18 protein-coding genes are annotated in these 25,025 nt (G+C 42.7%); 12 read left to right on the forward strand and 6 right to left on the reverse strand.

The features are described from left to right. Positions 1-51 precede the first annotated feature (51 nt). Entirely contained in the window at positions 52-1,281 is a 1,230-nt protein-coding gene (gene dapC, locus QL886_RS10590; protein WP_290178692.1) for a succinyldiaminopimelate transaminase, read from the reverse strand. 260 nt (positions 1,282-1,541) lie between these two features. On the opposite strand from dapC, the gene QL886_RS10595 reads away from it, so the two are divergent. Next, the gene (locus tag QL886_RS10595) at positions 1,542-2,213 is read left to right on the forward strand and encodes a hypothetical protein (protein ID WP_290178694.1); all 672 of its coding nucleotides are present in this window, start codon (positions 1,542-1,544) and stop codon (positions 2,211-2,213) included. Positions 2,214-2,294: 81 nt separating this feature from the next. Here the strand turns inward: QL886_RS10595 and glnD are convergent, their stop codons facing one another. Both glnD and map read right to left on the reverse strand, forming a co-directional pair. After that, on the reverse strand, positions 2,295-5,051 hold the full coding sequence (glnD, locus tag QL886_RS10600; RefSeq protein WP_290178695.1) for a [protein-PII] uridylyltransferase: 2,757 nt from the start codon (positions 5,049-5,051) through the stop codon (positions 2,295-2,297). Between the two features lie 239 nt (positions 5,052-5,290). Then, positions 5,291-6,085: a type I methionyl aminopeptidase gene (map, locus tag QL886_RS10605; RefSeq protein ID WP_101204961.1), complete on the reverse strand. Its 795-nt coding sequence runs from the start codon at positions 6,083-6,085 to the stop codon at positions 5,291-5,293. A 295-nt stretch (positions 6,086-6,380) separates the two neighbouring features. On the opposite strand from map, the gene QL886_RS10610 reads away from it, so the two are divergent. From QL886_RS10610 to QL886_RS10640, 7 genes are all read left to right on the forward strand, one after another. Beyond that, complete coding sequence (locus tag QL886_RS10610; protein ID WP_290178696.1) at positions 6,381-7,457, forward strand: triacylglycerol lipase; 1,077 nt, start codon at positions 6,381-6,383, stop codon at positions 7,455-7,457. Between the two features lie 56 nt (positions 7,458-7,513). After that, positions 7,514-8,620, forward strand: coding sequence for a lipase secretion chaperone (locus tag QL886_RS10615; RefSeq protein ID WP_290178697.1), 1,107 nt, complete (start codon positions 7,514-7,516; stop codon positions 8,618-8,620). A 369-nt stretch (positions 8,621-8,989) separates the two neighbouring features. After that, positions 8,990-9,475, forward strand: coding sequence for an META domain-containing protein (locus QL886_RS10620; RefSeq protein WP_290178698.1), 486 nt, complete (start codon positions 8,990-8,992; stop codon positions 9,473-9,475). Between the two features lie 304 nt (positions 9,476-9,779). Further along, positions 9,780-10,751 (forward strand): Xaa-Pro aminopeptidase, encoded by a 972-nt coding sequence (locus tag QL886_RS10625; RefSeq protein WP_290178700.1) that lies wholly within the window; start codon positions 9,780-9,782, stop codon positions 10,749-10,751. A 68-nt stretch (positions 10,752-10,819) separates the two neighbouring features. Then, positions 10,820-10,990, forward strand: coding sequence for a DUF2256 domain-containing protein (locus tag QL886_RS10630; RefSeq protein WP_010196547.1), 171 nt, complete (start codon positions 10,820-10,822; stop codon positions 10,988-10,990). Between the two features lie 51 nt (positions 10,991-11,041). Next, a complete protein-coding gene (locus QL886_RS10635; RefSeq protein WP_290178701.1) occupies positions 11,042-11,188 on the forward strand; it encodes a DUF2256 domain-containing protein in 147 nt (48 codons plus the stop codon). 214 nt (positions 11,189-11,402) lie between these two features. Beyond that, the gene (locus QL886_RS10640) at positions 11,403-12,800 is read left to right on the forward strand and encodes a hypothetical protein (protein ID WP_290178702.1); all 1,398 of its coding nucleotides are present in this window, start codon (positions 11,403-11,405) and stop codon (positions 12,798-12,800) included. 247 nt (positions 12,801-13,047) lie between these two features. Here the strand turns inward: QL886_RS10640 and QL886_RS10645 are convergent, their stop codons facing one another. Both QL886_RS10645 and metH read right to left on the reverse strand, forming a co-directional pair. Next, positions 13,048-13,977, reverse strand: a complete 930-nt coding sequence (locus QL886_RS10645; RefSeq protein ID WP_290178703.1) for a bile acid:sodium symporter family protein — start codon at positions 13,975-13,977, stop codon at positions 13,048-13,050. A 199-nt stretch (positions 13,978-14,176) separates the two neighbouring features. Continuing rightward, positions 14,177-17,980 carry a methionine synthase gene (metH, locus tag QL886_RS10650; RefSeq protein WP_290178704.1) on the reverse strand — a complete coding sequence of 1,268 codons (3,804 nt, stop codon included), beginning with the start codon at positions 17,978-17,980 and terminating at the stop codon, positions 14,177-14,179. A gap of 572 nt (positions 17,981-18,552) precedes the next feature. On the opposite strand from metH, the gene QL886_RS10655 reads away from it, so the two are divergent. Then, a complete protein-coding gene (locus tag QL886_RS10655; protein ID WP_290178705.1) occupies positions 18,553-19,107 on the forward strand; it encodes a fasciclin domain-containing protein in 555 nt (184 codons plus the stop codon). 422 nt (positions 19,108-19,529) lie between these two features. Further along, the gene (locus tag QL886_RS10660; RefSeq protein ID WP_290178706.1) at positions 19,530-20,135 is read left to right on the forward strand and encodes a fasciclin domain-containing protein; all 606 of its coding nucleotides are present in this window, start codon (positions 19,530-19,532) and stop codon (positions 20,133-20,135) included. Between the two features lie 409 nt (positions 20,136-20,544). Here the strand turns inward: QL886_RS10660 and QL886_RS10665 are convergent, their stop codons facing one another. Beyond that, on the reverse strand, positions 20,545-22,092 hold the full coding sequence (locus QL886_RS10665) for an alanine/glycine:cation symporter family protein (protein WP_201569401.1): 1,548 nt from the start codon (positions 22,090-22,092) through the stop codon (positions 20,545-20,547). Positions 22,093-23,048: 956 nt separating this feature from the next. On the opposite strand from QL886_RS10665, the gene QL886_RS10670 reads away from it, so the two are divergent. Together QL886_RS10670 and QL886_RS10675 are read left to right on the forward strand one after the other, a co-directional pair. Next, positions 23,049-23,681: a LemA family protein gene (locus QL886_RS10670; protein ID WP_101204949.1), complete on the forward strand. Its 633-nt coding sequence runs from the start codon at positions 23,049-23,051 to the stop codon at positions 23,679-23,681. A gap of 123 nt (positions 23,682-23,804) precedes the next feature. Further along, a complete protein-coding gene (locus QL886_RS10675) occupies positions 23,805-24,989 on the forward strand; it encodes a TPM domain-containing protein (RefSeq protein WP_290178707.1) in 1,185 nt (394 codons plus the stop codon). The last annotated feature ends 36 nt before the right edge of the window (positions 24,990-25,025 follow it).

Genomic DNA, 25,025 nt, shown 5'->3' on the forward strand with positions numbered 1-25,025 from the left:
TTTTAATATAGCGATATTTATCCCAGCTACATTAGATTTTTCTAATTAGCTTTAAGCACCTAATAATTTTCGGATACGACTGATTGCTTCTCGGCTCTCATCGACGCTCGCGACCAGAGCGATACGCACATAACCTTGTCCAGGATTATGACCATCAACTTCACGTGACAAATAACGTCCTGCCAATGCATGAATATTGGCTTGCTCATACAGCGCTTTGACAAAAATTTCATCATCACCGCCGAACTGCTCAGGTACTTTGACCCAGAAGTAAAATCCAGCATCAGGCATGCGTAACTCTAGCAATTCCCCAAGCTCAGACATCCATAGGGCAAACTTCTCTTGGTATAGCGCTCGATTATGAGCGACGTGTTTTTCGTCTTGCCACGCAGCGATAGAGGCCAGCTGATGAGGTATCGGCATCGCACAACCTTGGTAAGTACGATATTGCAAATAAGCCTGCAAAATTTTGGCATCACCAGCCACAAATCCAGAGCGCAAACCCGGTAAGTTTGAACGTTTGGATAGAGAGTGGAACACGATACAGTTTTTGAAATCACGGCGACCGAGAGCAGCACAAGCTTGGAGCAATCCAATCGGTGCTGTATCAAAATACAGCTCGCTATAACACTCGTCACTGGCAATAATAAAACCGTACTGATCTGATAGACGAATGAGGTATTCCCAATCATCCATTGTCATGACTGAGCCTGTTGGATTGTTTGGACTACAAACAAACAATAGCTGCGTACGAGTCCAAACGTCTTTTGGTACCGCGCGATAGTCACCTTTGTAGTCATTATCTGATGTACAAGGGACAAAGTAAGGTGTTGCCTGTGCCAGTATCGCCGCACCTTCATATATCTGATAAAACGGGTTGGGCATGACAACCGTAGGCGATGTGTTAGACGCTGGAGCATTGCTCTCTGTGTCAGCTACATCATGATCAACGACCGCTTGTACAAAACTAAAAATCGCTTCTCGTGTGCCCATCACGGGTAATACTTGAGTATTGGCATCGACATGATTTAGAAAAAACCGCTTCTCTAACCAGTGGGCGATGGTTTGACGTAGCTCAAACATACCGTTTGTAGTTGGATAACGACTTATTTTGTCCAAGTTTTCGCGTAGGACGTCCAGCACAAATGCAGGTGGCTCGTGTTTTGGCTCACCAATACCGAGCTTTATTTCACTGTAACCGTTGGCAGGCTTGCTATCGCCAAGCAAGGTTGCCATCTTTGCAAATGGATAAGGATGTAGATGCTTTAAGTTGTGATTCATAAGTGTGATAACTATAATAGACAATTAATAATAAAGTTATAAAGAAAATTTACATTAGAGCAGTGTAGCACTTCTCTAATTTTTTGTCCTTTTCTTCTTATATCGTGAGTAGGCATTTACCAAGCGTAAGCTATTCATCATATGACTACCAAATAGGTAGTCGCTCAAAAGTCTTTTGAACATTTCATAATTTATAACCTATAACAATATAGAAAATGACTATTCACAAAAGTGGTAGATCGTTTTAAGGATAGTTTGATATGTCTAGTGTGCTAAATAATGATGATCTCATCGCTAAAGATATCAATAATGAAAAACTTGATAACAGTTTGCAGCGCTCGAACCTGTATAAGCTGCTCAAAGAGCGTGAACAGAGCTGGTGGCAAGCGCGCCAGCAACTGATCGAACGTCAAGAAAAGAAAATGTTTTGGTATGGTGAAAACAGCCTAATTATGTGGCTGTTGTGGCAATTGGTCGGCTACGTGGTAGTGGCCATGGCCTTGATGCTGCTCAATAATATATTTGGCATCTCATTACCGCTATGGCAATACGTCTCTTTGTTTGTGATGCAGACTATATTTTTTGTCAGTACACTTGCTGCTAAAGGCCAGTTGGCAAATAAACTACAGCGCAAGATAGACAACGATGAGCTGATGGGCGAAGAAGCGCTCAATGAGATGATTATTTTGGCAGAGGATAGTCTGTATCCTGATGTACATGCCAAGTCGCCTATTTCTTTAGAAGCGTTAGACGATTATCTAGATGGACAGTTTCACCTAGCAAGCCTGCAATGTTTGCTACAAAAAGAAGTCGATGCTGGACGATTAATCATGGAGCAGCAGCCACCTGAAGTAGGTGTTTTGCCGCCAGAGCTTGCTGATGATGAACTGAACGAACATGCCAGCGAGATAACTTATAGAAGTACGCTATAAAACGTACTTCTATGATGACTATCAGACTACTTTTGCTAGTTAATATTCAAAATAATGGCTAATCAAAACTATCTAGCCGTATCAAAAATACATTACGCTATTATGCTCTTTCTGAACGGTAAGACTGGCTAATAGCGCTGCCTTTAATGCTTCAAGTCTATCAGGTGATAGTGGCTTATCGTTTTGATCACTGATATAAAACATATCCTCAGCACGCTCACCTAGAGTAGTAATACGCGCAGCATGTACTTCGATTTGCTCTTGCAAAAACACTTGCCCAACTCGCGCCAATAGCCCTGGCTGATCAAGCGTTTCTAAGCTCAAGATGTGCTGATCTGATGCTTCATTGAATTCGAAGTTAATCACCGTTTTTACTTCAAAGTGTTTTAACTGACGCGGCATACGCTTGTTCGTCAGTTTAAGTACGGTAGGGTCTTTGAACGAGTCAATTAAGCGTTGTTTTAGCTCTTGTTGACTGTCTTCATCAACCAGCAATGTGCCACTAGGATCTAGCAAGACATAAGAATCCAAAGCAAAGTCTCGGGTCGCTGTGATAATGCGTGCATCTAAAACATCAAGATTCATCTGATCAAATACTGCCATGGTAACGGCAAATAGGTTCATCTGATCTTGGGTATAAACAAATACCTGTACTGCATCAAGTGCCAATTCGCGATGTTCACGCAAAACGACCAACGGTGGACTATCAGCATTAGAAGCAAGCCCAATCGGTGGGTGATTCAAAATAGCTTCGGTATGCCATAAGATATCTTCTGCAATCTCTCGCAAGAAATACTCATCGCCCAAGTCGTCCCACAGACGCAATACTTCATCGCGGTTCATATGTTGGTTATTGACATTATCTAGCATCGTCAACGCTTGCTTACGTGTGGCACTAATCATATCTTGACGATTAGTGGGCGCATCGATATCAGCGCGCAAGATGCGCCGAGTTTGTGAGTATAGCTGTTTCATGAGGGTTGCCCGCCAGCTGTTCCATAGCTGTGGGTTGGTCGCATTCATATCAGCCACCGTCAGTACATACAGATGGTTTAGATGAGTCACATTACCGATGAGATCAGAGAAAATAGTCACCACTTCAGGGTCTGAGATATCTTTTTTCTGTGCAGTAATCGACATAAGAAGGTGATAGCGCGTGAGCCAGCCTACTAAGTTCGCATCAGCCAAGCTCATACCATGCGATAAGCAAAACTCAATCGATTCTGTTTGACCAAGCTCACTATGGTCACCGCCACGGCCTTTAGCAATATCATGGAACATCGCTGCCAGTACCAAAATCTCTTTACGCTCGATACGCTGAAAGATAGAGCTGACCAGTGGAAACTCTTCGTGAAAGGTCGGATCTGTAAATCGGTGCAAAATTCTAATCAAAAATAAGGTATGCGCATCTACCGTATAACGATGGAACAAGTCATATTGCATGAGGCCAGTGACTTGCGCAAAAGCAGGAATGTAGTTACCCAATACTCCATAGCGATTCATGGTACGTAGACGATGGAATAGGTAGTTTTGTTCTTTTAGATTCGATAAAAACAACGCTTTGTGAGTAGGGTTGTCTCTATATATCTGATCGATGCCTCGTGCGGCAATTTTGAGTGCGCGCAGGGTATGGGTGCGAACTTTATCGATGCCATGCTGACCCATCAATAAGAACATCTCTAAGATAGAATCTGGGTGCTGTGCAAAAACTCGATGATGCGCAATGGCAATCTGGTTGCCAATACGGTTGAATCGCGCATTTATAGGCTGTTTTTTTGGACGTTCATCGTCAGGCAGCTGCGGCTCTATGATCGTTTCATAATAATGATTGGTCAGCATCTCAGACAGTGTTGATATCTGCATCGCACAGCGATAATAGTCACGCATAAACCGTTCGACCGCAGCATTAGGCTGGTCATCAGGCTGGGTCTCGTAGCCCATTAGCTGAGCAATCTCACGCTGATAATCAAACAACAGCTTGTTTTCATTACGGCCAGTCAGTACATGTAAGTAATGTCGAATTTGCCATAGATACCCTTCGGCAAAGCTTAACTCATCAAATTCTTTTTCGGTCAAAAAGTTCTGTTGCACCAAATCATATAGCTTGCTCACGCGAAAATAACGCTTGGTGACCCAGCCGATGATATGGATATCACGTAGCCCGCCTGGTGCTGTTTTGATATTGGGTTCAAGGTTGTATTCGGTGGCATTGTGCTGCAAATAACGCGCTTTGGATTCTTCCATTTTTACATCAAAAAAGGCGCGAGGAGACCACTGTTTGTTGACGATTTGAGCAGGCATGTCTTGCAATGTTTCGTTGCCGATTAGGAGTCGAGCCTCTAGCTGAGCACTGGCAATCGTATGGTCAAGCGCAGCCTCTAGCGCATCATTGACACTACGTACAGAAAGTGCAGGCTCTAGTCCTATATCCCATAGTAGAGCGACCAGTTTGTCGATTTTACTACTGGCATCAGCACCTATTTCACCAGGAGACAGTAGCAAAATATCGATGTCTGAATAGAGCGATAGCTCACCGCGCCCGTAGCCACCAGTCGCAAAAAATGCCAAATCAGTCTTATCTAACTCAAACCATTTAAACAACGCAATCAATAGGCTGTCGATAGCGCAAGCACGTGCTGCAACCAGTTGGCGAATATTAGTACCACGTTCTAGTGAGCGGCTGATATCGTCGTTGATCTGAGCCAACCATTCAGGAATGCCAAGTAGGTTTTTGTCTGTCACATTTTTGGCTGACAGTGGGGATGAGTCTGTCGCCACCTCACTTGGTAGTATCGGTAAAGGCGTCAAATCAACAGAGGCGATATCACAATTAAACATGAGTGTTATCCAGTTAAGAGTTTAGAAATAGAACGTTTGAGCTGAGCGCTATTGGGCATCTAATGTGCTGATGGCTAATAAAAGTCACGAATAGCAACTATTAATAAAGATGCTGCTAAATATATTAATAGAAGTTATTAGGTGATCTGAGTATAAAGACAAAGCGCCTATAAGCACAATACTCAATATGCCCTAATTAAAGACCAAAAAAAAGACCGCCTAAGCGATCTTTGATTGTACTACTGCGTCAAAAAACTTAAATCTTCTTCGGGGCGAGTGGTAAATACCTCACAACCATTGTCTGTTACGACCATGGTGTGCTCCCATTGAGCAGACAATTTGCGGTCTTTAGTAATCGCTGTCCACTCATCAGGCAAGATCTTAGTTTGCCACGTGCCTTGGTTAATCATAGGCTCGATGGTAAACGTCATACCTGTTTTTAGCTCAAAGCCAGTGCCTTTTTTGCCATAGTGCATGACTTGTGGCTCGTGGTGGAATTCATCACTGATACCATGACCACAGAACTCGCGAACGATACTGAAGCGCTCAGGCTCGACAACGGCCTGAATAGCAGCGCCGACATCACCGAGACGAGCACCGTTTTTGACCACGCTCATACCCGCATAAAGAGCATCTTGTGCCACTTTGCAAATACGCTGTGCCATGATAGAGCCGTTACCGACAATCCACATTTTTGAGGTGTCGCCATAGTAACCGTCTTTAATGACAGTCACGTCGATATTGATAATATCGCCATCTTTTAGCAGCTTGCTTTCAGTTGGGATACCGTGACAGACAACATGGTTGACTGAGGTACAGATAGATTTTGGAAAACCATTATAGTTAAGTGGGGCAGGGATAGCCTGTTGCACATTAACAATATAGTCATGGGCGATCTGATTGAGTGCTTCGGTACTGACGCCCACTTTGACATGCTCGTCGAGCATGACAAGGACATCACTAGCGAGTTTACCGGCCACACGCATTTTTTCTATGGCTTCTGGAGACTGGATAAGGGATTTTTTAGTCATCATCGTATATCTTATAATTATGGGTTCGTTGTGGATAGATTATACCATAAACGTACTAGTGACACTTTTACGTTAAGTGATAGTGAACCTATCATTATCATTGATAATAATTGCTTTACAGCACGGTGAGAGCTTATATGACTCATTAGTCAGACTAATATATTCATATTTTGACAAATTAGTTGAATGTTGCAGAATATATAAGTAATGTAATTTTGCCTGCTAACGGAATTAGCAGCAATTTTTACTGTAGTTGTGCAGTAAAAATAACCAAATCAATGATAACAAGGATGTTGTTATGACGCTTTCTTTGTACATTCGTGCAGCTCTCACACCAAAGACATTGTTACCAATACTAGGTTCAATCAGTGCTGGTGTGCTTCTAATGACCATGCAAACCACTTCTGCTCAAGCTGCAGGACAATACTATAATTGTGCCAATGCTAACGGTTGCAAGTTGGTGGACAGTAAATACTTCACTTCTAGTTACACTGAAACTCAATATCCAGTCGTCTTGGCACATGGGCTTGGCGGCTTCACAACGCTATTTGGAGTCATTGATTATTTTAACGGGATTCCAGAAGACTTGATGAAAGGTGGCTCCGAGGTATATACCACCAAAACATCAGCGGTCAATAATAGCGAAGTGCGAGGTGAGCAACTGCTACAACAGGTCAAGACCATTGCCGCCATTTCAGGCGAATCTAAAGTCAACTTATTTGGACACAGTCAGGGCGGTATAGATATCCGTTATGTCGCTGGCGTCGCGCCAAAGTACGTGGCTTCAGTAACTGCGGTATCAAGCCCAGAGCAAGGATCAAAAACCGCTGATTTTGTTAAAAATGTCCTTGAGCCAAATAATACTTCTGGACAGCCATCTAATGTCACCACCCAGCTAGTATCAGGCGTGTTTAATCTGATTGGTGGCTTTACAGATATTGGTTCTGGTATCAGTTTCAATCAAATTCAACAACAAGATGGCTGGCAAGCGCTCGTGGCTCTATCGACCGATGGTGCTGCTAAGTTCAATGCCAAATTTCCTGCAGCAATGCCAAAAAACTATTGTGGTCAACCGACTAGTACGGCGGTCAATGGCATCAAGTACTATTCGTTTAGCGGCGTCGGGCAAATAACGAGCGCACTTGATCCTAGCGATTACCTATTAGCCGCAACGGGCGTACCGTTTGCAGGGGAGTCTAATGATGGATTGGTATCTGCTTGCTCAAGTCGTCTTGGCTATGTGATTCGTGATAATTATAGAATGAACCATTTGGATTCCGCTGATCAAGTCTTGGGTCTGACGGCATGGGGAGAGTCTGAGCCAAAATCTATCTATCGTACTCAGGTAAACCGTCTGAAAAACGCCAACCTATAAGCCGAAATGCAAAATAATGCAAAACAAGAATGCTCATTAATTGAGAAATATCGTTTATGTCGAATAACCGCCGTCCAACCTATGCAACAATTGCTATCATCGCCGTGGTTATCATTGCCACAGCGGCGGTTATTTTGTGGTTCAAGCCTAGTAACGATGTAAATTCAACTTCAACCAAACCGTCGGTCTCTGATAATGAGACTAACGAGTCAGTGACAACTGAGCTGGCTGCGGGACAAGTCGTGAAAGCGACAATGACACCCAGCCAGTCTCAATTTGTCACAGGATTAGAAAATTTACCACGCTCATTAAAGGGCACCCAAATTGATGGTGAAATCATTATCGATGAAAATAAACAGTTGGTCGTCACTGAAGGTCTGCGGCGTTTGTTTGATTATTTTTTATCCGCCCTAGGTGAGGAAGAAGATGCGGTTATATTTGCCCGTGTGGAGAGTTATATTCGCCATCACACACCAGAGCCTGCCGCTAGCCAAGCGGTCACTATTTTTAATCAATATGTTGCTTATCTTAAAGCACTTCCTGAGATAGAAAAGCGCTATGGTAATCTGCAATTACAGGCAACCAAAAGTGGCGAGCTGGATTTGAACGCAGTTGCCCAGCAAAAACAAGATATCGCTAATCTACGTCAGCAGTACTTTGATAAGCAAACCATCACAGCATTTTTTGGTGCAGAGGATGACTACGATAACTATAGTATAGAGATGGTCAGAATTGACCAAAACAAGCAGATGTCTGACGTACAAAAACAAGCTGCCCGTCAGGACTATATCAGTCGATTGCCAGATAATGCTACTAAAGCCAATATCATGCAACAGGCCAATATTAGCGAGTTGATGACTCGCACTGAACAGATGAAAGCTCGTGGTGCAACGCCTGAGGAGTTATATAATATGCGCCGAGAGCTAGTAGGCGCACCAGCAGCAGAAAGACTGGCACAAATAGATCAAGAAGACGCGAATTTTGACCAACGCTTCACCCAGTATGAAACTCAAAAAAATCGCTTATTAAGTCAAGGTGTCGATGCCGCCCAAGCGCAAATTCAAATCAATCAGCTTGAACAGCAACTATTTAATGACACTGAGCGTAAGCGTCTAGATGGTTATGCGGCATTGCAACGACAGCAAGCTGTCAATACTCCATGATTACCGTCACTAGCTACCGTTAATAGTTGTCGTCAATAACCATTAATAACCATCGTTGATACGGATGGATATAGTTAGCAGATGGTAGTTAGCAGCTCATTTAGCTACTGGCAAGAGCAAGTAGCTAGATATTTGCAAAGTAGTACAAAATGCATTCTGAATAACTACCCAGTTTATGATGACACCTCTCTGTGAGTCATGCACAATATTGTCATTGTTTAGAGCATTAAATAAAACAATAAATGAATCATAATAAATCTGAGCTTTTACTATGTCTATTAGAGCTTATAGTTTGTCTGTTAGCGCTGATGGCTCATGCAGATAGTGTGTTTAGTAAAAGTATCGGATGCAATAAAGCGAGGAGTTGATATGAAAAACATGAGTAAAGTAATGATGGTCGCGACGTTGGCGGTTGGTACGTTTGCTGCGGGTTGCCAGACGACGAGTTTACCTGCGCCAGTCAGTCAGCCAATCACTGCAGATATCTTGCAAGCGCACAACTGGCAGCTCGTTGATGCCAAACGTAGCAATGGTGATGAAGTAACGCAGCTGTTTTTTGACCCAGCCAAGCCGTTAACGTTAAATTTTATGAATGATAACGGTAGAGATTACGTGGCATTTATGAATACCTGTAATAACATGGGCGCTGGATACAGTGTCGAAAACGGTGAAGTCGAGATTAAAAGCGGCATCAGTACTATGATGGCATGTCCTGAACCGCAAGCCAGCTTTGATACTGCTGCATTAGCCACTGTAAAAGGTAAATATAGCCTTAGTAAGAATGCCAACAATGTGCCTATTTTGACAATCAAAAATGATGATCAAGTTGCTTATTTTAAAGCCGTTACAAAATAGCTTAATGATTGAGTAAACAATTTGACTGGTTCGTGAGTTTAAACAATTAAAATTATTTGTCTAAAACTACTCGTTTAAAATTGCTCATTTAAAGCTACTCTTCTTGAAACGCAAAATGCCTCGCTATCAAGTGGGGCATTTTTTTATCCAAAGTTTGACTCAGTTTAGGCTACACTAGAGCAATAACCCTATAATACCTTTGATATCGTAAGATACTAGCTATGGCGTTGAGTCGGCAACAGTGACGATAGTTTTTTAATTATTCACAATACTTTTATCATTAGGATCTATTGGATACCACGCTATGTTTGAAACCATAAAAGTCATTACTACGATAGCTATAGTTACCGTCCTCACTGGCTGTCAGACATTACCTAATAGCTCAATAAAAAAGCCAATCAGTACAGTTGAGACCAGTCCGCTGACTGCACGTATGCCAGTGATTGATCGCCGAGGATACATTGCCTACATAGAAGAGCAGGGCGCAGGTACGGCAAAAGTATCGTCACTCTATAGTATCCGTCCTGACGGTAGCGATCGTCAGTTAATCGATCAGCTTAATGGCTATATCTATGCGCCAGCGTGGTCGGCAGACGGACAACTGCTTGCCTATAGCAAACAAGCCCCGCGTGAGCATCCTAAAATTTATATTTATGATCGTAGTAGCAATACGCGCAATCTAGTGGTAAATGCTGAAGGCAGCAATATGTCAGCGTCATTTTCACCCGATGGTCAAGATTTGCTCTATAGCTCTACTGTCGGTGGTAATGCTGATATCTATAAGATGCGTCTGAGTGATGGTCATACTCAGCAGTTAACGACTCTGCCGAGTACAGAGGTACAGCCCAGTTATGCTGCCGATGGCAAAAGCTTTGTCTATACCAGTGATAAAGTCCGTGCTGGACGGCCCCGTATTTATCGTTATGACTTCGCTACGGGCAATGCGACACCTGTGTCAACAAATGGGTATGTGGCCAGCCCTCAGCTTAGCTTAGATGGTCAGCGTATGGCCTACTTAAATGGTCGCAAGGCGGCTGTCATGACCTTGACGACTGGACAAGTGGTTAACTTAGCAGAAACAGGGCTTGATGAGCCTGCACGTCTATCTCCCTCTGGCAATTATGCCATCTATCCAACTCGCCGCTTGAATGTGGGCGGGCAAGCAGCAGGCCAAAATGGTGGTAGCCTGGTTATACATTCGCTGTCAGGCAATACCAGCTATGCTATTAGCGGCCAAAATGATGGAGTAGTTCGCTCACCGATATGGGGTCGTTAATGTATTAAACGCATATTGAAATTCTAATATTTAATTCAAAAGTAAGATAAGTCTGAGGATAAAAACGTATGGCGCACAAAAAAAAGAACGTCCGCAAAAAACTCTGCCCTGTCTGCGAGCGCGAGTTTAGCTGGACTAAGAAGCTCGATAAAAACTGGGAGAGCATGGTCTATTGCTCCGACCAATGTCGCCGTGTTAAAAAGTACGAAGGACTGGATCATCAAAAAGAAGATAAGTAGGCAGTGAACATTAACCATAGATATTAGATATACGGCACAAGGGGGCAGCTCATGGCACATAAAAAAGTAAATCTACCGCAAAAAACCTGCTCTGTCTGCCAGCGCCCATTTACGTGGCGTAAGAAGTGGGAAAAGGACTGGGTTCAGGTGATTTATTGTTCGGAGCGGTGTCGGCGGAGTAAAGGGAAAAGTGATTAACATTAAGAGCTTACGAATAAACCACTAATTAGACAATCATATTAATGAAATATGAGCTTTAACTTTTGGTAAAAGTTTTGTATATTATTATATGTCATATATTGAATATTATATGATTTTGCGTTATAGGTTCTTTTTATATATCCGATATAACTTACTGCATTACGAGGAACTTATAATTTATGTCAGTAAAATAAATACAAGGATGTTTATTATGAAATACATATTCGCTTGTTTTTGCTGCTTTATTTTAAGTTCCTGTGCGACTATACCTGATCAGGCCTATCATAAAATTGCCTGCGCTAATCCAGATGCTTGTTCCAAAGCGGAACTAGATTCATATATCGATATCGAACCTAAAAATGACTATGTAGTTATGAATGGATGGTCGATATTAAAGAGGGGTAAAGATAAAGTTGAGGAGGATAAAGTTGAGGAGACGTCCTTTAGTATATTCTATTTGGAATACAACGAAGATGGTGAGAAGTTTGAGGGAAACAGACAGTTAGATATTATTAAACGTGCTATAGAAACTTCTGACAAGCCAATTTACTTAAATGTTTATGTTAATAGTTGGCACAACAATGCAAATACTAAAGAGTCATCTAAGATAACTCCAGAGGCAAAGTACTTTCCATATATTTTAGCTCGTAGCAGCTTTCGAAATCCCGATATGAATGTTATCGGGGTATATATTGGTTGGCAAGGTGAGAAGTATAAGTACTCTCCAACAAAGTGGATAACTCCAAAATCTGTGTCAGATATTGCGGATAGGATTGGCGGAAAAGGCCATCTGAGAGCTGATATCATATCTATGGTAAATAATGTCCAAAGGAATCCTCACTCAGGGCACACTCTTATCATGGGTAAATCCTTTGGAGCGAGACTTTTATCTAAGGCATTTATTAATGACTTAGTTCAAATGAAGTCAATTGAAGACTGGCCTTTAGGAAGTCGTTCATTACTAGTAAACTTGAACCCTGCGATAGGTGCAAATGCTTTTGACAAAGTATTTAAAAATATGCCTGGGAAGGGATCTGATGTGCAACGACCTATTTGGTTAAATATGACCTCCGAAGACGATAAGGCTACTAACTGGATTTATTCCTCAGCGCGTCTTATTGGCCAAAATCTCTCTGATGAATCCGTAGAGATTGGTATGGATAAAACACATAAAGCAATTGGTCACTATATGCCGTACCTTTCTCATTGGGTTACGGTAAATAAGAAAAACGTCTTGTACGGTAATAAGAAATGCAGCCCTACTAGCCAAAAATGGTTCGAAATACCTTTACGCGACCCAAATCAGGATAGTCAAGATGAGCAAACAAGGATTTGTGATGAGACAAGATACCTATATAAGAATAACCTTGATATAGATGGGGATACTCATTATAGGACGACAATTTTTAAACCTTTATATTATACAGCAGCAAACGATGCTGAAAATTTAGGGTATATGTGGAATATTCAAACAGATAAATCAGTTATTGCCAATGGTTCTGCTGATTCAATATTTAGTAAAGGATATCATTCGGCTGATGTGCAGACGATTCTTGGTCGTATGCTTGATGATATGTTATTCACCCCACCAGAAAAGCCATTAGATTGAATATGACTTATAGTCTAATTTATTTGGCATATATATTTAATTTACCTTCTTAGAAAGACGCTCCCCAACACGTGAAGCGTCTTTTCTTATGAATACATGCATATAATCTACAAATTAAAATTTAACCACTTCTTAGCAGTTTTCATATTCCAGCCCTTACGTTTAGCATAACTCTCTAACTAGTCGCGACTGATTTGTCCGACATTGAAGTACTCGCTATCAGGATGTGAGTACTAGAAGATGCTACTTACTTACCATTTCTCTTAGCAAAAATATTCGCAACCAACGCACCGCTAAAGTTATGCCAGACACTAAATATTGCACTAGGTAAGGCCGCGACAGGATTGAAATAAGTCGCTGCAAGGGCAGCGCCTAGACCAGAGTTTTGCATACCCACTTCCACCATAATCGCGCGGCGTTGTTTCTCCGTAAATCCAGACAAGCGAGCGATTACATATCCCAAGGTATAACCCGTCATATTGTGCAAGGCAACGACGATAAAGACGATAGCACCACTATCTAAGATGGTTGCTTTAGACACGGCAACCACTGCCGCGATGATAATAGAGATACCCAATACCGACACCATCGGTAATACCTCAGTGACGAACTCGATTTTTTTACCCAAAAACTTATGAAAGACGACGCCTAGCAGTATCGGTAAAATGACAATCTTAGTAATGGTCATCATCATACTGGCTAGGTTGATATCAATGAGCTGACCAGCAAACACATTTAATAGAATCGGGGTCAAAAAAGGCGCAAGCAGGGTAGAGATAGAGGTAATCGCCACACTCAATGCCACATCACCTTTGGCTAAGAACGTAATCACGTTACTCGACGTGCCGCCCGGGCAACAACCAACCAAAATAACACCGACTGCTATTAAAGGATCAAGGTTGAAAATCACTGTCAACAAGTAAGCAATGAGAGGCATTAGCGTGAATTGTGCTAATAGTCCAACCAGTACAGGCTTGGGGCGTTTGACAATCTCTAGGAAATCTTCCGTTTTGAGCGTCATGCCCATCCCAAACATAATGATGCCAAGTATAGGAACGATCAAAAAAGCCAACGAGGCAAAAAACTCAGGAAAAATAAATCCCAAAACAGCACTGACCAATGCCCAAATTGCAAAAGTTTTGCCAATCCAACTAGAAAGTAATGCAATCTGATTCATAGCCTGTCTCAAAATAATAAAGTAGACAATAATCTAGCATGGTTCTTGTCAGTAAATGATAAAAGTATTTTGCTATGAACGTAGCGATAAGTTTGCTGAGGGTAGGCAAAATAGAATGCCATAAAAAATGGCTTACCCATATTAAATAAGTAAGCCAAAAAAGAACTGTTAGGTTTTTATAATTGCATTAGCCAATAGACTACAAGTTTGGATTTAACCACTTCTCAGCCGTTTTCATATCCCAGCCTTTACGCTCAGCATAGCTCTCTAACTGATCACGACTGATTTTTCCGACGTTGAAGTATTCACTGTCAGGATGTGAATAGTAGAAGCCGCTGACCGATGACGCAGGCCACATCGCATAGCTCTCGGTTAGCGTTGTACCGATAGCATCTACCGTACCGAGCCAGTCAAACAATTTGCCTTTTTCGGTATGCTCAGGACAGGCAGGGTAGCCAGGGGCAGGGCGGATGCCAACGTATTTTTCTTTAATCATCTCATCATTGGTAAGTGATTCAGTCGGCTGATAGCCCCAGTATTCTTTACGGATGAGCTCATGTAGATGCTCGGCGAATGCTTCGGCTAAGCGGTCAGACAGTGACTGTACCATGATGGCATTATAGTCATCGCCTGCTGCTTTATATTGCTCAGCAAGTACTTCTGTACCGACGATGGAGACAGTAAAGCCGCCCAAGTGATCAGTATGCGTCTCTGATGGCGAGATAAAGTCTGCCAAGCTAAAGTTCGGCTTGCCACTAGCTTTGTCGCTTTGCTGACGTAAGTGTTCGAACTGATACGTTGGGCTGCCACCATTTTGTGGGTCATTATCATACACAGTCACGGTGTCGGCCCCAGTACGGCGCGCAGGCATCAGTTTAAACACGCCTTTAGCCACGATTGATTTCTCATCAATCATCTTTTGTAGTAGCTCTTCTGCATTTCCAAACAGATCACGAGCTGCTTCACCAACCACATCATCTTGCAATATTTTCGGGTATTTACCGGTCAGACCCCAAGAGATGAAGAACGGTGTCCAATCAATATAAGGTAGCAGATTCGCGATTGGATAGTCATCCAATATGACTTGTCCTAGCTTATTTGGTACTGGTGGTACATAAGTTTCCCAGTCGTACTGAAAGCCAATCTTGACCGATTCAGCATAGGTGACTTTGGCGGCTTTTGGTTGACGCTTAGCCAGACGTTCACGCACTTTGACATATTCTTCACGTGTCTCATTGATGAGCGCTTGACGGTGCTCTTTTGATAGCAATTTGGTCACCACGCCGACTGAGCGCGAAGCGTCCGATACATAGATGACGCCATCGTTTTGATATTGTGGCTCGACCTTGACGGCAGTATGCGCTTTCGACGTCGTTGCACCGCCGATCATCAATGGTAGCGTCATGCCGCGCTCTTGCATTTGCTTGGCAACGTAGACCATCTCATCGAGACTTGGGGTAATCAGACCAGACAGACCGATGATATCAACTTTTTCTGCGATGGCAGTATCGAGGATTTTTTCACATGGCACCATCACGCCCAAATCGACAATATCATAACCGTTACAACCGAGTACCACACCGACGATATTTTTGCCGATATCATGGACGTCGCCTTTGACAGTTGCCATCAGGATTTTACCTTTGACTTCGCCTTCGACTTTTTCCGCTTCGATATATGGGTTTAGCCATGCGACGGATTGCTTCATCACGCGGGCAGATTTTACGACTTGCGGTAGGAACATTTTACCAGCACCGAATAGATCACCGACGATATTCATACCGTCCATGAGCGGCCCTTCGATGACTTCTAGCGGTTTAGGGTACTTCTCCCATGCTTCTTTGGTATCCGCTTCGATAAAGGTGGTCACGCCTTTGACCAGTGCGTGGGCGATACGTTCTTCTACCGTGCCTTCGCGCCAGCTCATATCGACAGTACTGTCTTTTTTCTTGCCGCCATCTTGGTAGTTTTCAGCGACGGTCATCAGACGTTCAGTCGCATCTTGACCAGTCTCACCTTGATTGCGGTTGAGCATGACGTCTTCGATAGCGTCACGGGCTTCCTTTGGAATATCATCGTACAGCTCAAGCATAGCTGGGTTGACGATACCCATGGTCAGACCGTTTTTGATCGCGTGGTATAAGAATACGGAGTTGATCGCTTCACGGATAGGGTTACCACGGAAACTAAACGAGACGTTGGATACGCCACCCGAGACCATGGCGTTCGGCAGGTTTTCTGTAATCCAGCGTGTGGCATTAATAAAGTCAGCACCATAGTTGTTGTGCTCGGTGATACCTGTGGCGACGGCAAAGATATTTGGGTCAAAGATAATGTCTTCTGATGGGAAACCGACTTCGTTAACCAACACATCATAGCTGCGCTTAGATATCTCAATCTTGCGTTCGTAAGTGTCAGCCTGTCCGTCTTCATCAAATGCCATGACGATAATCGCGGCACCATAACGCATGCATAATTTTGCACGCTCAACGAACTCAGCATGACCTTCTTTTAGCGAGATAGAGTTAACGACAGATTTGCCCTGCGTACGCTTTAGGCCTTCTTCGATAATATCCCATTTAGACGAGTCAATCATCAGTGGCACACGGCTAATATCTGGCTCACCTGAAACCAAGTTGACGAAATGAATCATCGCCTGCTTGGAGTCGAGCATGCCTTCGTCCATATTGATATCGACGATCTGCGCGCCGCCTTCGACCTGATCGCGAGCGACATCGAGTGCTTCGGTATAGGCTTCGGTTTTAATCAAACGTAAGAATTTTTTAGAGCCTGTGACGTTAGTACGCTCACCGACATTGACAAACAGACTATCAGAATTGATGGTAAATGGCTCTAGACCTGATAGTCGGCAGGCAGGTGCTATCTCAGGGATAACTCGCGGTGGATAGTTTGCCACAACTTTAGCAATTTGACGGATGTGCTCAGGCGTCGTACCACAGCAGCCGCCGACAATGTTTAAGATACCTGCTTTGGCAAAACCTTCAAGTAGGGCAGCCGTTTCTTCAGCGGTTTCATCATACTCACCAAACTCATTGGGCAGACCAGCGTTTGGATGCGCAGAGACGTAAGTATCAGCGATGTTTGACAATGTCTGAATATGTGGACGCAGCGCATCAGCACCTAGCGCACAGTTAAAGCCAACAGATAGAGGCTTGGCATGGCGGATAGAGTTGTAAAACGCTTCAGCTGTTTGACCAGATAGCGTGCGACCTGACGCGTCGGTAATCGTACCCGAAATCATAATTGGTAACTCAAAGCCAATATCATCGAACACACCAGTGATCGCAAATATCGCCGCTTTGGCATTTAGCGTATCAAATATTGTCTCAATCAAGATGATATCGACGCCGCCTTCTATCAGGCACAAAGTCGCTTCACGGTAGTTGAGTACCAACTCATCAAAGGTAATATTACGAAATGCAGGATCATTAACATCAGGCGATAACGAGCACGTACGTGAAGTCGGACCCACAACACCTGCAACGAAGCGCGGTTTCTCAGGCGTCTTTGCGGTAAATTCATCTGCTGCTTCTCGAGCAATCTTGGCCGCCGTCCTGTTCAGTTCTGGGACCAAATACTGCATGTCATAGTCAGCCATCGACAGACGCGTACCATTAAAGGTATTGGTCTCGATGATATCAGCGCCCGCTAGCAGATGATCGTGATGAATGTCTTTGATCATGTGCGGTTGAGTCAGTACCAGCAGGTCGTTATTGCCGCGTACATCTTGGTCAATATCAGCAAAACGCTCACCACGATAATCCGCTTCTTCTAGTTTATAAGTCTGAATCTGCGTACCCATCGCACCGTCTAACATCAAAATGCGTGATGCCATCTGCTCAGTAATACGGGCACGAGCGGTTAGCTGCTGCTCCTTAAACGGAAATACAGCAGGTGGCGTCAATATAAAGTCATTAGCGGATGAGGAACTAGAGGCGGTATCGGTATGAGAATCGTTTGGTGAGGTCGTCGTTGGAATCATAGGTGTGCTGCTTATATCGTAATTATTAAAAAAAGAAGGAATAACAAACCAGTAGCGTGCAGAGTCTCACGAAGAGGACCGCAAATTTGCATTATTTTAGCATGAAAAGTTTGCTACATATGGATACTGCATATTCCTCTTTGGCAATAGATAAATAAGAGGAGAGCTAAGTAACAAAGCAAGGTATTAGAGTCTATTTCATAAAGCAGATACGCACAAATGAATATCATTTCGCTAAGGGCTTACATAAAGCTTTTCTTTTGCAAATGAAAGCCAACGGGAACGCTCAGAAGTCAGACAGAATTTACACCCATACTACAAAAAATTGCGCAAAGGCAGGTTGATAAAGATTGCTTACATGTTAATTTAATTTCAGAAATACAAGGTCTTAGTAAGTCCTACTTATAAATACAGGCTCATTTATTAACAATAACTGGTATTAAGAGTATCAATGTTAGCAGTATAGTATGGTGAGCAAATGGCATTAGCAGGCAGGATGATCTGTAAGACAGTAATATCATAGTTGAAACAATACCAACGTCAAAGAAATTCAAATCATTAAGGAAAATGTTATGAAACTTACTAAAATTGCCACCATCGGTACATTGGCTATCTCAATCGCAGGTCTAAGTGCTTGTAATAATATGATGCCAGCGAAGACGGGCGACATGAAAGCACCGATGCACAGTCAGAGTATGGCTAAGATGAATGTTGTACAAGTTGCCCAAAGCAATCCTGATTTTTCAGTATTGGTAGAAGCGGTACAAGCAGCAGGCTTAGTCGATATGTTGTCTGATCCTAATGCTCACTATACGGTATTTGCACCGACCAATGCTGCCTTTATGCAAGCATTGCAAGAAACAGGCATGACCAAAGCACAGTTATTTGCCAATAAACCACTATTAACCAAATTATTGGGTTATCACGTAGTCGCTGGTGATATGGCTATGTATGCCAAAGATGTGAAGCCTGGTAACGTAATGACCGCTAGCAAAGATACGTTGATGGTAACCAAAGAAGGCAAATTGATGGACGAGAATGGTCGCACAACGAATATCGTGAAGACTGATATCGCTGCCAACAATGGTGTCGTCCATGTAATTGATAGAGTATTGTTGCCTAAATAAGTATTAACTGAGGCATACCCACTGTATTTATTGTAAGACTAAGCAGCCATTGTTTGTGATGATTTCATTATCAGACAATGGCTGTTTTAGACTGTAGAGCTTTATCTATATAAGTTTCTATTTAGGTTAGATTTTTAAAGTAAAAATCCGGAAATAGTTAATCACCATCATTTCGTCTCAAATATCGCAATAACTGATATACAAGCAAACAATGCTATATACGTGATTGATACAGTGTTGCTACTTAAGTAAATACCATTTAAAAATTAAACAGTTAGACTGAGAACTATCAATATAATGGACCAAATAGTATGACTAAGTAATTGATACATTTATTAATCATTGGTCGCCATTATATTTATCGAAAGTTATTAATTTAAATAAATCCCTTAATCAATTATTTATCCAAAAAGGAATTACCTATGTTAAAGAAGAACTTGTTATCTATCGCAGTTGTAACCGCAGCCATGTCACTAGCAGCGTGTAACGACACTGAGACTGTTGCAGAGCCAACTGAACCAGAAGCGACTGAAGAGATGGCAGTTGAGCCAGTTGCTGAGACAGAAGCTGTTGCAGCAGAGCCAATGGCCGAAATGGACATGGAAGCGACTCAAACTATCGCTGAAATCGCAGCAGAAAACGAAAATCTAACTATTTTAACCGCTGCGCTACAGGCTGCTGGTCTTGATACCATGCTAATGGAAGAAACCAAGCATACTGTATTTGCCCCAACTGATGATGCATTTGCGCCAGTACTAGAAAAATTAGGCGTGACTAAAGAAGAGTTGTTGGCCAATACAGATTTGCTAAAAACTGTCCTTCCTTACCATGTACTAGCAATGGAAGTTAAAGCGGCTGATATCCCATATGGTACTGAGATTGAAACAGCAAACGGTAAAACCATCACTATCAGTGAAGACAATGTAATTACTGATGCTACTGGTAACACAGCAAATATCACTGGTACAGATATTATGGCAACCAATGGTGTGGTTCATACTATCGATGCAGTATTAATGCCTGAATAAGCTATTTCTTAGTTTGTAGGTCTTGAATCTACAAGTTATTTAAAGAGAGCCTGGCCATCGTGCTAGGCTTTTTTATGTCTATAAATTAAAAATAGGGGAGTTGTGGTTTACCTATACTGGTACGGCTACCCGATCAGTATGGAAATATAAAATGCCAAAGTAAGCTCTATACAAAGGCAGGAAAAATGCAAAATGACAGTTATATGTTGTGCCAAATACAAGTTAATTTTAAAAGTTAGAAAGGTAATTTTAAGGTATTAAATCAGCTCGTATGAACGTGGGCTTCAATGTTTTTTCGGTAAGCCATTCTGTAGCGGTGTAGAAAAACATCCAAACAAAAAAGCCCGAGAACATGGTCTCGGGCTTTTTTTTATTCAATAAGATTAAATAGCAATCCTATTAAATCAACTTACACTTTATCTTTACGTAATGGGTCAGCGTTCATGCTTTTTTGCTGTGCTAGATGACGCTCTTCCCAATATGGTGCGTTTTTGATACCGAATTTAGCAGGATCAAAACTATAGCGAGTTACGCCAGCTTTACGCTGAGCTTCATAGTCTTTAAGCATAGTAAGTGTTGGACGAGCCACGATGAAAATGACAAGAATACCAACAATGTTAAGCCAAGCCATAAGACCAACACCGATATCACCGATTGCCCAGATATAACCAGCTGAGTTTAGACCACCATAAGCAACCATCGCCATGATAAGCACTTTCACTAGGAATAAACCAGTTCTGTTCGCACTACGACCAAGGAAACGTGTTAAGTAAGCGACGTTGACTTCAGCGATGTAGTAGTAAGCCAGAATTGTTGTAAAGGCAAAGAAGAATACAGCGATTGCGATAAAGGCATTACCAAACGTACCGTATACAGATTCCATTGCCATTTGCGTGAACGCAGGAGCATTGATTTCAGTAGTAGCAGCAACGTTCTGTACGATGAACTGACCATCTGGTAGCGTACCTTGAATGTTGTACATACCAGTAGACAAGATCATGAATGCAGTAGCAGAACATACTAGTAATGTATCAACATATACTGAGAATGCCTGAACGAGACCCTGCTGTGATGGATGCTCAACTTCAGCAGCAGCAGCAGCGTGAGGACCCGTACCCTGACCAGCTTCGTTAGAGTAGATACCACGTTTCACACCCCAACCGATAGCAGCACCAAAACCTGCTTGTGCAGTGAATGCATCACCAACGATCATACCAAATACATCTGGAATCAAGCTGAAGTTGCTGAACATGATGATTAGCGCTAGGGCAATATAACCTAATGCCATGAAAGGTACTGCAAACTCAGTAAAGGTTGCAATACGCTTAATACCACCGAAGATGATGATACCTAGCACCACTAAGATGATAGCCAAGCCGACCAAACGCATAGAGCCAACTTCTAGGCCTGCAACATTCATGATCGTACCTTCGCCCATTACCTGTGCAAATGCACTGATAACACCGTTCGCCTGTACACCAGGTAAGAACATACCACATGATAAAATAGAAGCGATTGCGAAGAGGATACCGTACCACTTTTGACCAAGGGCACGTTCAAAGTAATAAGCTGGGCCACCGCGATACTCGCCAGTTACCACATCTTTTTCTTTGTAAATCTGAGCAAGAGTAGATTCGACATAGGCTGTAGATGCGCCTAGGAAGGCTACGATCCACATCCAGAAAACGGCACCTGGGCCACCGAAGCCGATAGCAGCAGCTACCCCAGCGATGTTACCCATACCCACACGGCCGGCGAGTGAGACGGCAAGTGCCTGAAATGATGAGATACCCTGTGCACTAGATTTACCAGTGAATAGGAGTTTGATCATCTCACCGAATAGACGTACTTGTACAAAGCGCGTCATAATGGAATAGAACAGACCGGCACCCAAGCAGAGATAAATCAGCGCTGGGCTCCAGATAATTCCATTTACTAAGTTAACTAAACCTTCCATATTTATGTTCCTAGTACTGTCTCAAGGTGGCACTGTTTGCTAGGAGTAAACTAACTGGTTAACTTACTTATTTAAGTTAAGCAGTTAAAGTCTCTGCATCGACTTATTTATTGTCTAAGTCTCATGTGCTTGGCCACCAAGAATGGACTGTAGTTGTCTGTATTTACCCGCGTATCTCATCAGTAATACGGACTATTTGCATAGCGCTTATCACTGATAATATTAATATCAGCTGCGTTTACTATTATTCTACAACCTCAACTACTGCGGTCTTCTATCATCATGTTATACATCAGATGAGTCATAAGTTGACCGGCGGATAAAACAGGCGGTTATATAATTAAATATCCATCACCATGATGGCATTCAACTTACTATGAGCTGTCTTGAATAAATACATGACTGGTATGGCGAATTGACAGTATTTAGCGATAATTTGACAGTTAATTGATGTTTTTATTAAGAAATTAACAACTCGCTAATACTAATCAAACTATAAGTCCACTACCAAATGTATTCAAACCGTACGGCTACGTAACTGCAATTTGCCATATTTTTGTACTAATTACTAGAAATTTCTTTGTAGACGGTAGATATATTCGTATTTTATTTTGCTGATACATTAGCAAAATTTAGATTATATATAAATAATTGTTTGTACTTTCATAACATTTAGTCTGATTGCGCTAGACTGCTAGATTTTTGCTCTATATCTATCATGATAAAAACGCGTTATCGTTAACGCTATGCGGTTGTGTTTTGGTAACGGTCAATTGTAAAAAGCCGTATATAACGCCATCATTAGGACAACTTCTTTTGATATCATGCTGATAGAGTGATGCGCAGATATACAATATATAGAGCGTATGACTGCCGTATGAATACCAAGAAAACTTAAAAATATTAAAAACGTGGTACTGGATATTTGTTATTTATCATTATTAGGAGAATCAACAATGACGCGTAAATCTATTATGAAGCCGATGTTGCTAGCCGCTTTATTGACAACTTCTACGGTTGGTCTAAGCGGCTGTGGCTACAATAACCTGCAGGCACAAGATGAGCAGGTCACTGCTTCATGGTCAGAAGTGGTCAACCAGTATCAGCGCCGTTCTGATTTGGTGCCAAACTTAGTCAAAGTCGTACAGCAGTATGCCGAGCAAGAGCAAGAAGTCTTCACCCAAGTGGCAGAAGCTCGCTCACGTGCGGGTGGTATCACGGTGACGCCAGAAGTGCTTAATGATCCAGAAGCGATGGAGCGTTATGCAGCAGCGCAAGAGCAGATGACAGGTGCGTTATCGCGTTTGATGGCAGTGTCTGAGCGTTATCCTGATCTAAAATCAGATGCACTGTTTCAGGATTTGCAGGCACAGTTAGAAGGTACTGAAAACCGTATTGCTGTCGCTCGTAACCGCTATATTCAAGAAGTGCAGGGATACAATACAACGGTACGTCAGTTCCCAACCAACATCACTGCAAAAGTATTTGGTATGGACACTAAGCCCAACTTTAGTGTGGCCAATGAAGAAGCGATTTCAACCGCACCAAGTGTTGATTTTGGCGACTCTGCAGAAAAGTCAGCTGAATAAAATTTAGAATGAACGTGACGACAGAGCAGCATAGGCAGCTCTGTTTATTTAGCTAATGGTTCAATGATGATTAGTTAGAGTTTATCAATTGGTAAAGATGTTATCTGAGGTGGTATAGATTAGATGAATAATTCAAAAGCAATCTTATCAGCATTACTGTTTACGTTAGGTGTCGTCAGCGTGCCTGCATTGCATGCTGCACCCAATGATACAGCGGTGGCGACAGATAGCACCTCGGATCTGCAAAACCGTAGTGTCGAAGAGTTGGTGGCCGTTGCTAAAGCAGGCGAGTCTAACGAAGCAATCAATGATGCTGTTTTAAATAACGATGCTATCAATGGGGCAGTGCTTGGCAACGACGCTATCAATCAAAACGCAGATAACCAAAGCACAGTAAATGGTACAGCCAATGCCCAAACAACCGCTCAGCCACCCGTACGCTCCAGTGCCGAGGGTGTTGACGCTGATAAGTTGATACTCAATGAACCAGTCGTTGATCAAGCCAATATTTTAAATCCTCAAGAGAAGCTACGCCTAGAGGCGCAGCTTAGAAGTATCTATCAGCAGGGATTAGCACAAGCAGCGGTGGTTATCGTACCAACTACCAATGGCGTACCAATATTTGATTATGCATTGCAAGTTGCTGAAAAGTGGGAATTGGGTGATGAAGCTATCGATGATGGTCTACTGATTGTCGTCGCTGTCAATGACCGTGATATGTATATCTTAACTGGCTATGGGTTAGAAGGTGTCTTACCTGATGCGGCAGTCAACCGTGTCATTCGGGAAGATATCACGCCGTTATTTAAGCAAAATAACTATGGTGCAGGGATAATCGCTGGCGTTGAAGCGCTCAAAACACGCCTAACTGCTGATCCTGAAGTCTTAGCCCGTGCTGATGCACAAGCCGCAGAACGCACTGCTCAGCAAAGCTCAGACGAGCTGCCATCACCTATTTTCTTATTTATCATGGCGATGATTTTTGGTAGCTTTATTACTAATATATTGGGCCGAGTATTTGGTTCTATCATTACCGCTGGCGGGTTTTTTGCAGGTTCGATGGCCTTAGGCGGCGGTTTCTTCATGACGCTGATTATGGCAATCTTTATCTGGATGTTTTTGATCTCACGCGGCGGTGGCGGTGGAAAAGGCGGCGGCGGTAAAGGTGGGCGCAGAGGCGGCATGATTTTCTTACCCGGTATGGGCGGCGGCAGTGGAGGCGGCTTTGGCGGCGGTGGTTTCGGAGGCGGCGGCTTTGGCGGTGGCGGCGGTGGTTTCGGCGGCGGCGGCGCAGGTGGCTCGTGGTAAGTATTTCACACACTCAAACAAAATAAACTCTACATA

Source organism: Psychrobacter sp. APC 3281, from assembly GCF_030407815.1.
In the GTDB taxonomy this organism is placed as follows: Bacteria; Pseudomonadota; Gammaproteobacteria; order Pseudomonadales; family Moraxellaceae; genus Psychrobacter.

Excerpts from the sequence above, each read along its gene's own strand:
- dapC (WP_290178692.1), bottom strand. The coding sequence starts at position 1,281 with ATGAATCACAACTTAAAGCATCTACATCCTTATCCATTTGCAAAGATG.
- QL886_RS10595 (WP_290178694.1), top strand. The coding sequence starts at position 1,542 with ATGTCTAGTGTGCTAAATAATGATGATCTCATCGCTAAAGATATCAAT.
- glnD (WP_290178695.1), bottom strand. The coding sequence starts at position 5,051 with ATGTTTAATTGTGATATCGCCTCTGTTGATTTGACGCCTTTACCGATA.
- map (WP_101204961.1), bottom strand. The coding sequence starts at position 6,085 with ATGATGACTAAAAAATCCCTTATCCAGTCTCCAGAAGCCATAGAAAAA.
- QL886_RS10610 (WP_290178696.1), top strand. The coding sequence starts at position 6,381 with ATGACGCTTTCTTTGTACATTCGTGCAGCTCTCACACCAAAGACATTG.
- QL886_RS10615 (WP_290178697.1), top strand. The coding sequence starts at position 7,514 with ATGTCGAATAACCGCCGTCCAACCTATGCAACAATTGCTATCATCGCC.
- QL886_RS10620 (WP_290178698.1), top strand. The coding sequence starts at position 8,990 with ATGAAAAACATGAGTAAAGTAATGATGGTCGCGACGTTGGCGGTTGGT.
- QL886_RS10625 (WP_290178700.1), top strand. The coding sequence starts at position 9,780 with ATGTTTGAAACCATAAAAGTCATTACTACGATAGCTATAGTTACCGTC.
- QL886_RS10630 (WP_010196547.1), top strand. The coding sequence starts at position 10,820 with ATGGCGCACAAAAAAAAGAACGTCCGCAAAAAACTCTGCCCTGTCTGC.
- QL886_RS10635 (WP_290178701.1), top strand. The coding sequence starts at position 11,042 with ATGGCACATAAAAAAGTAAATCTACCGCAAAAAACCTGCTCTGTCTGC.
- QL886_RS10640 (WP_290178702.1), top strand. The coding sequence starts at position 11,403 with ATGAAATACATATTCGCTTGTTTTTGCTGCTTTATTTTAAGTTCCTGT.
- QL886_RS10645 (WP_290178703.1), bottom strand. The coding sequence starts at position 13,977 with ATGAATCAGATTGCATTACTTTCTAGTTGGATTGGCAAAACTTTTGCA.
- metH (WP_290178704.1), bottom strand. The coding sequence starts at position 17,980 with ATGATTCCAACGACGACCTCACCAAACGATTCTCATACCGATACCGCC.
- QL886_RS10655 (WP_290178705.1), top strand. The coding sequence starts at position 18,553 with ATGAAACTTACTAAAATTGCCACCATCGGTACATTGGCTATCTCAATC.
- QL886_RS10660 (WP_290178706.1), top strand. The coding sequence starts at position 19,530 with ATGTTAAAGAAGAACTTGTTATCTATCGCAGTTGTAACCGCAGCCATG.
- QL886_RS10665 (WP_201569401.1), bottom strand. The coding sequence starts at position 22,092 with ATGGAAGGTTTAGTTAACTTAGTAAATGGAATTATCTGGAGCCCAGCG.
- QL886_RS10670 (WP_101204949.1), top strand. The coding sequence starts at position 23,049 with ATGACGCGTAAATCTATTATGAAGCCGATGTTGCTAGCCGCTTTATTG.
- QL886_RS10675 (WP_290178707.1), top strand. The coding sequence starts at position 23,805 with ATGAATAATTCAAAAGCAATCTTATCAGCATTACTGTTTACGTTAGGT.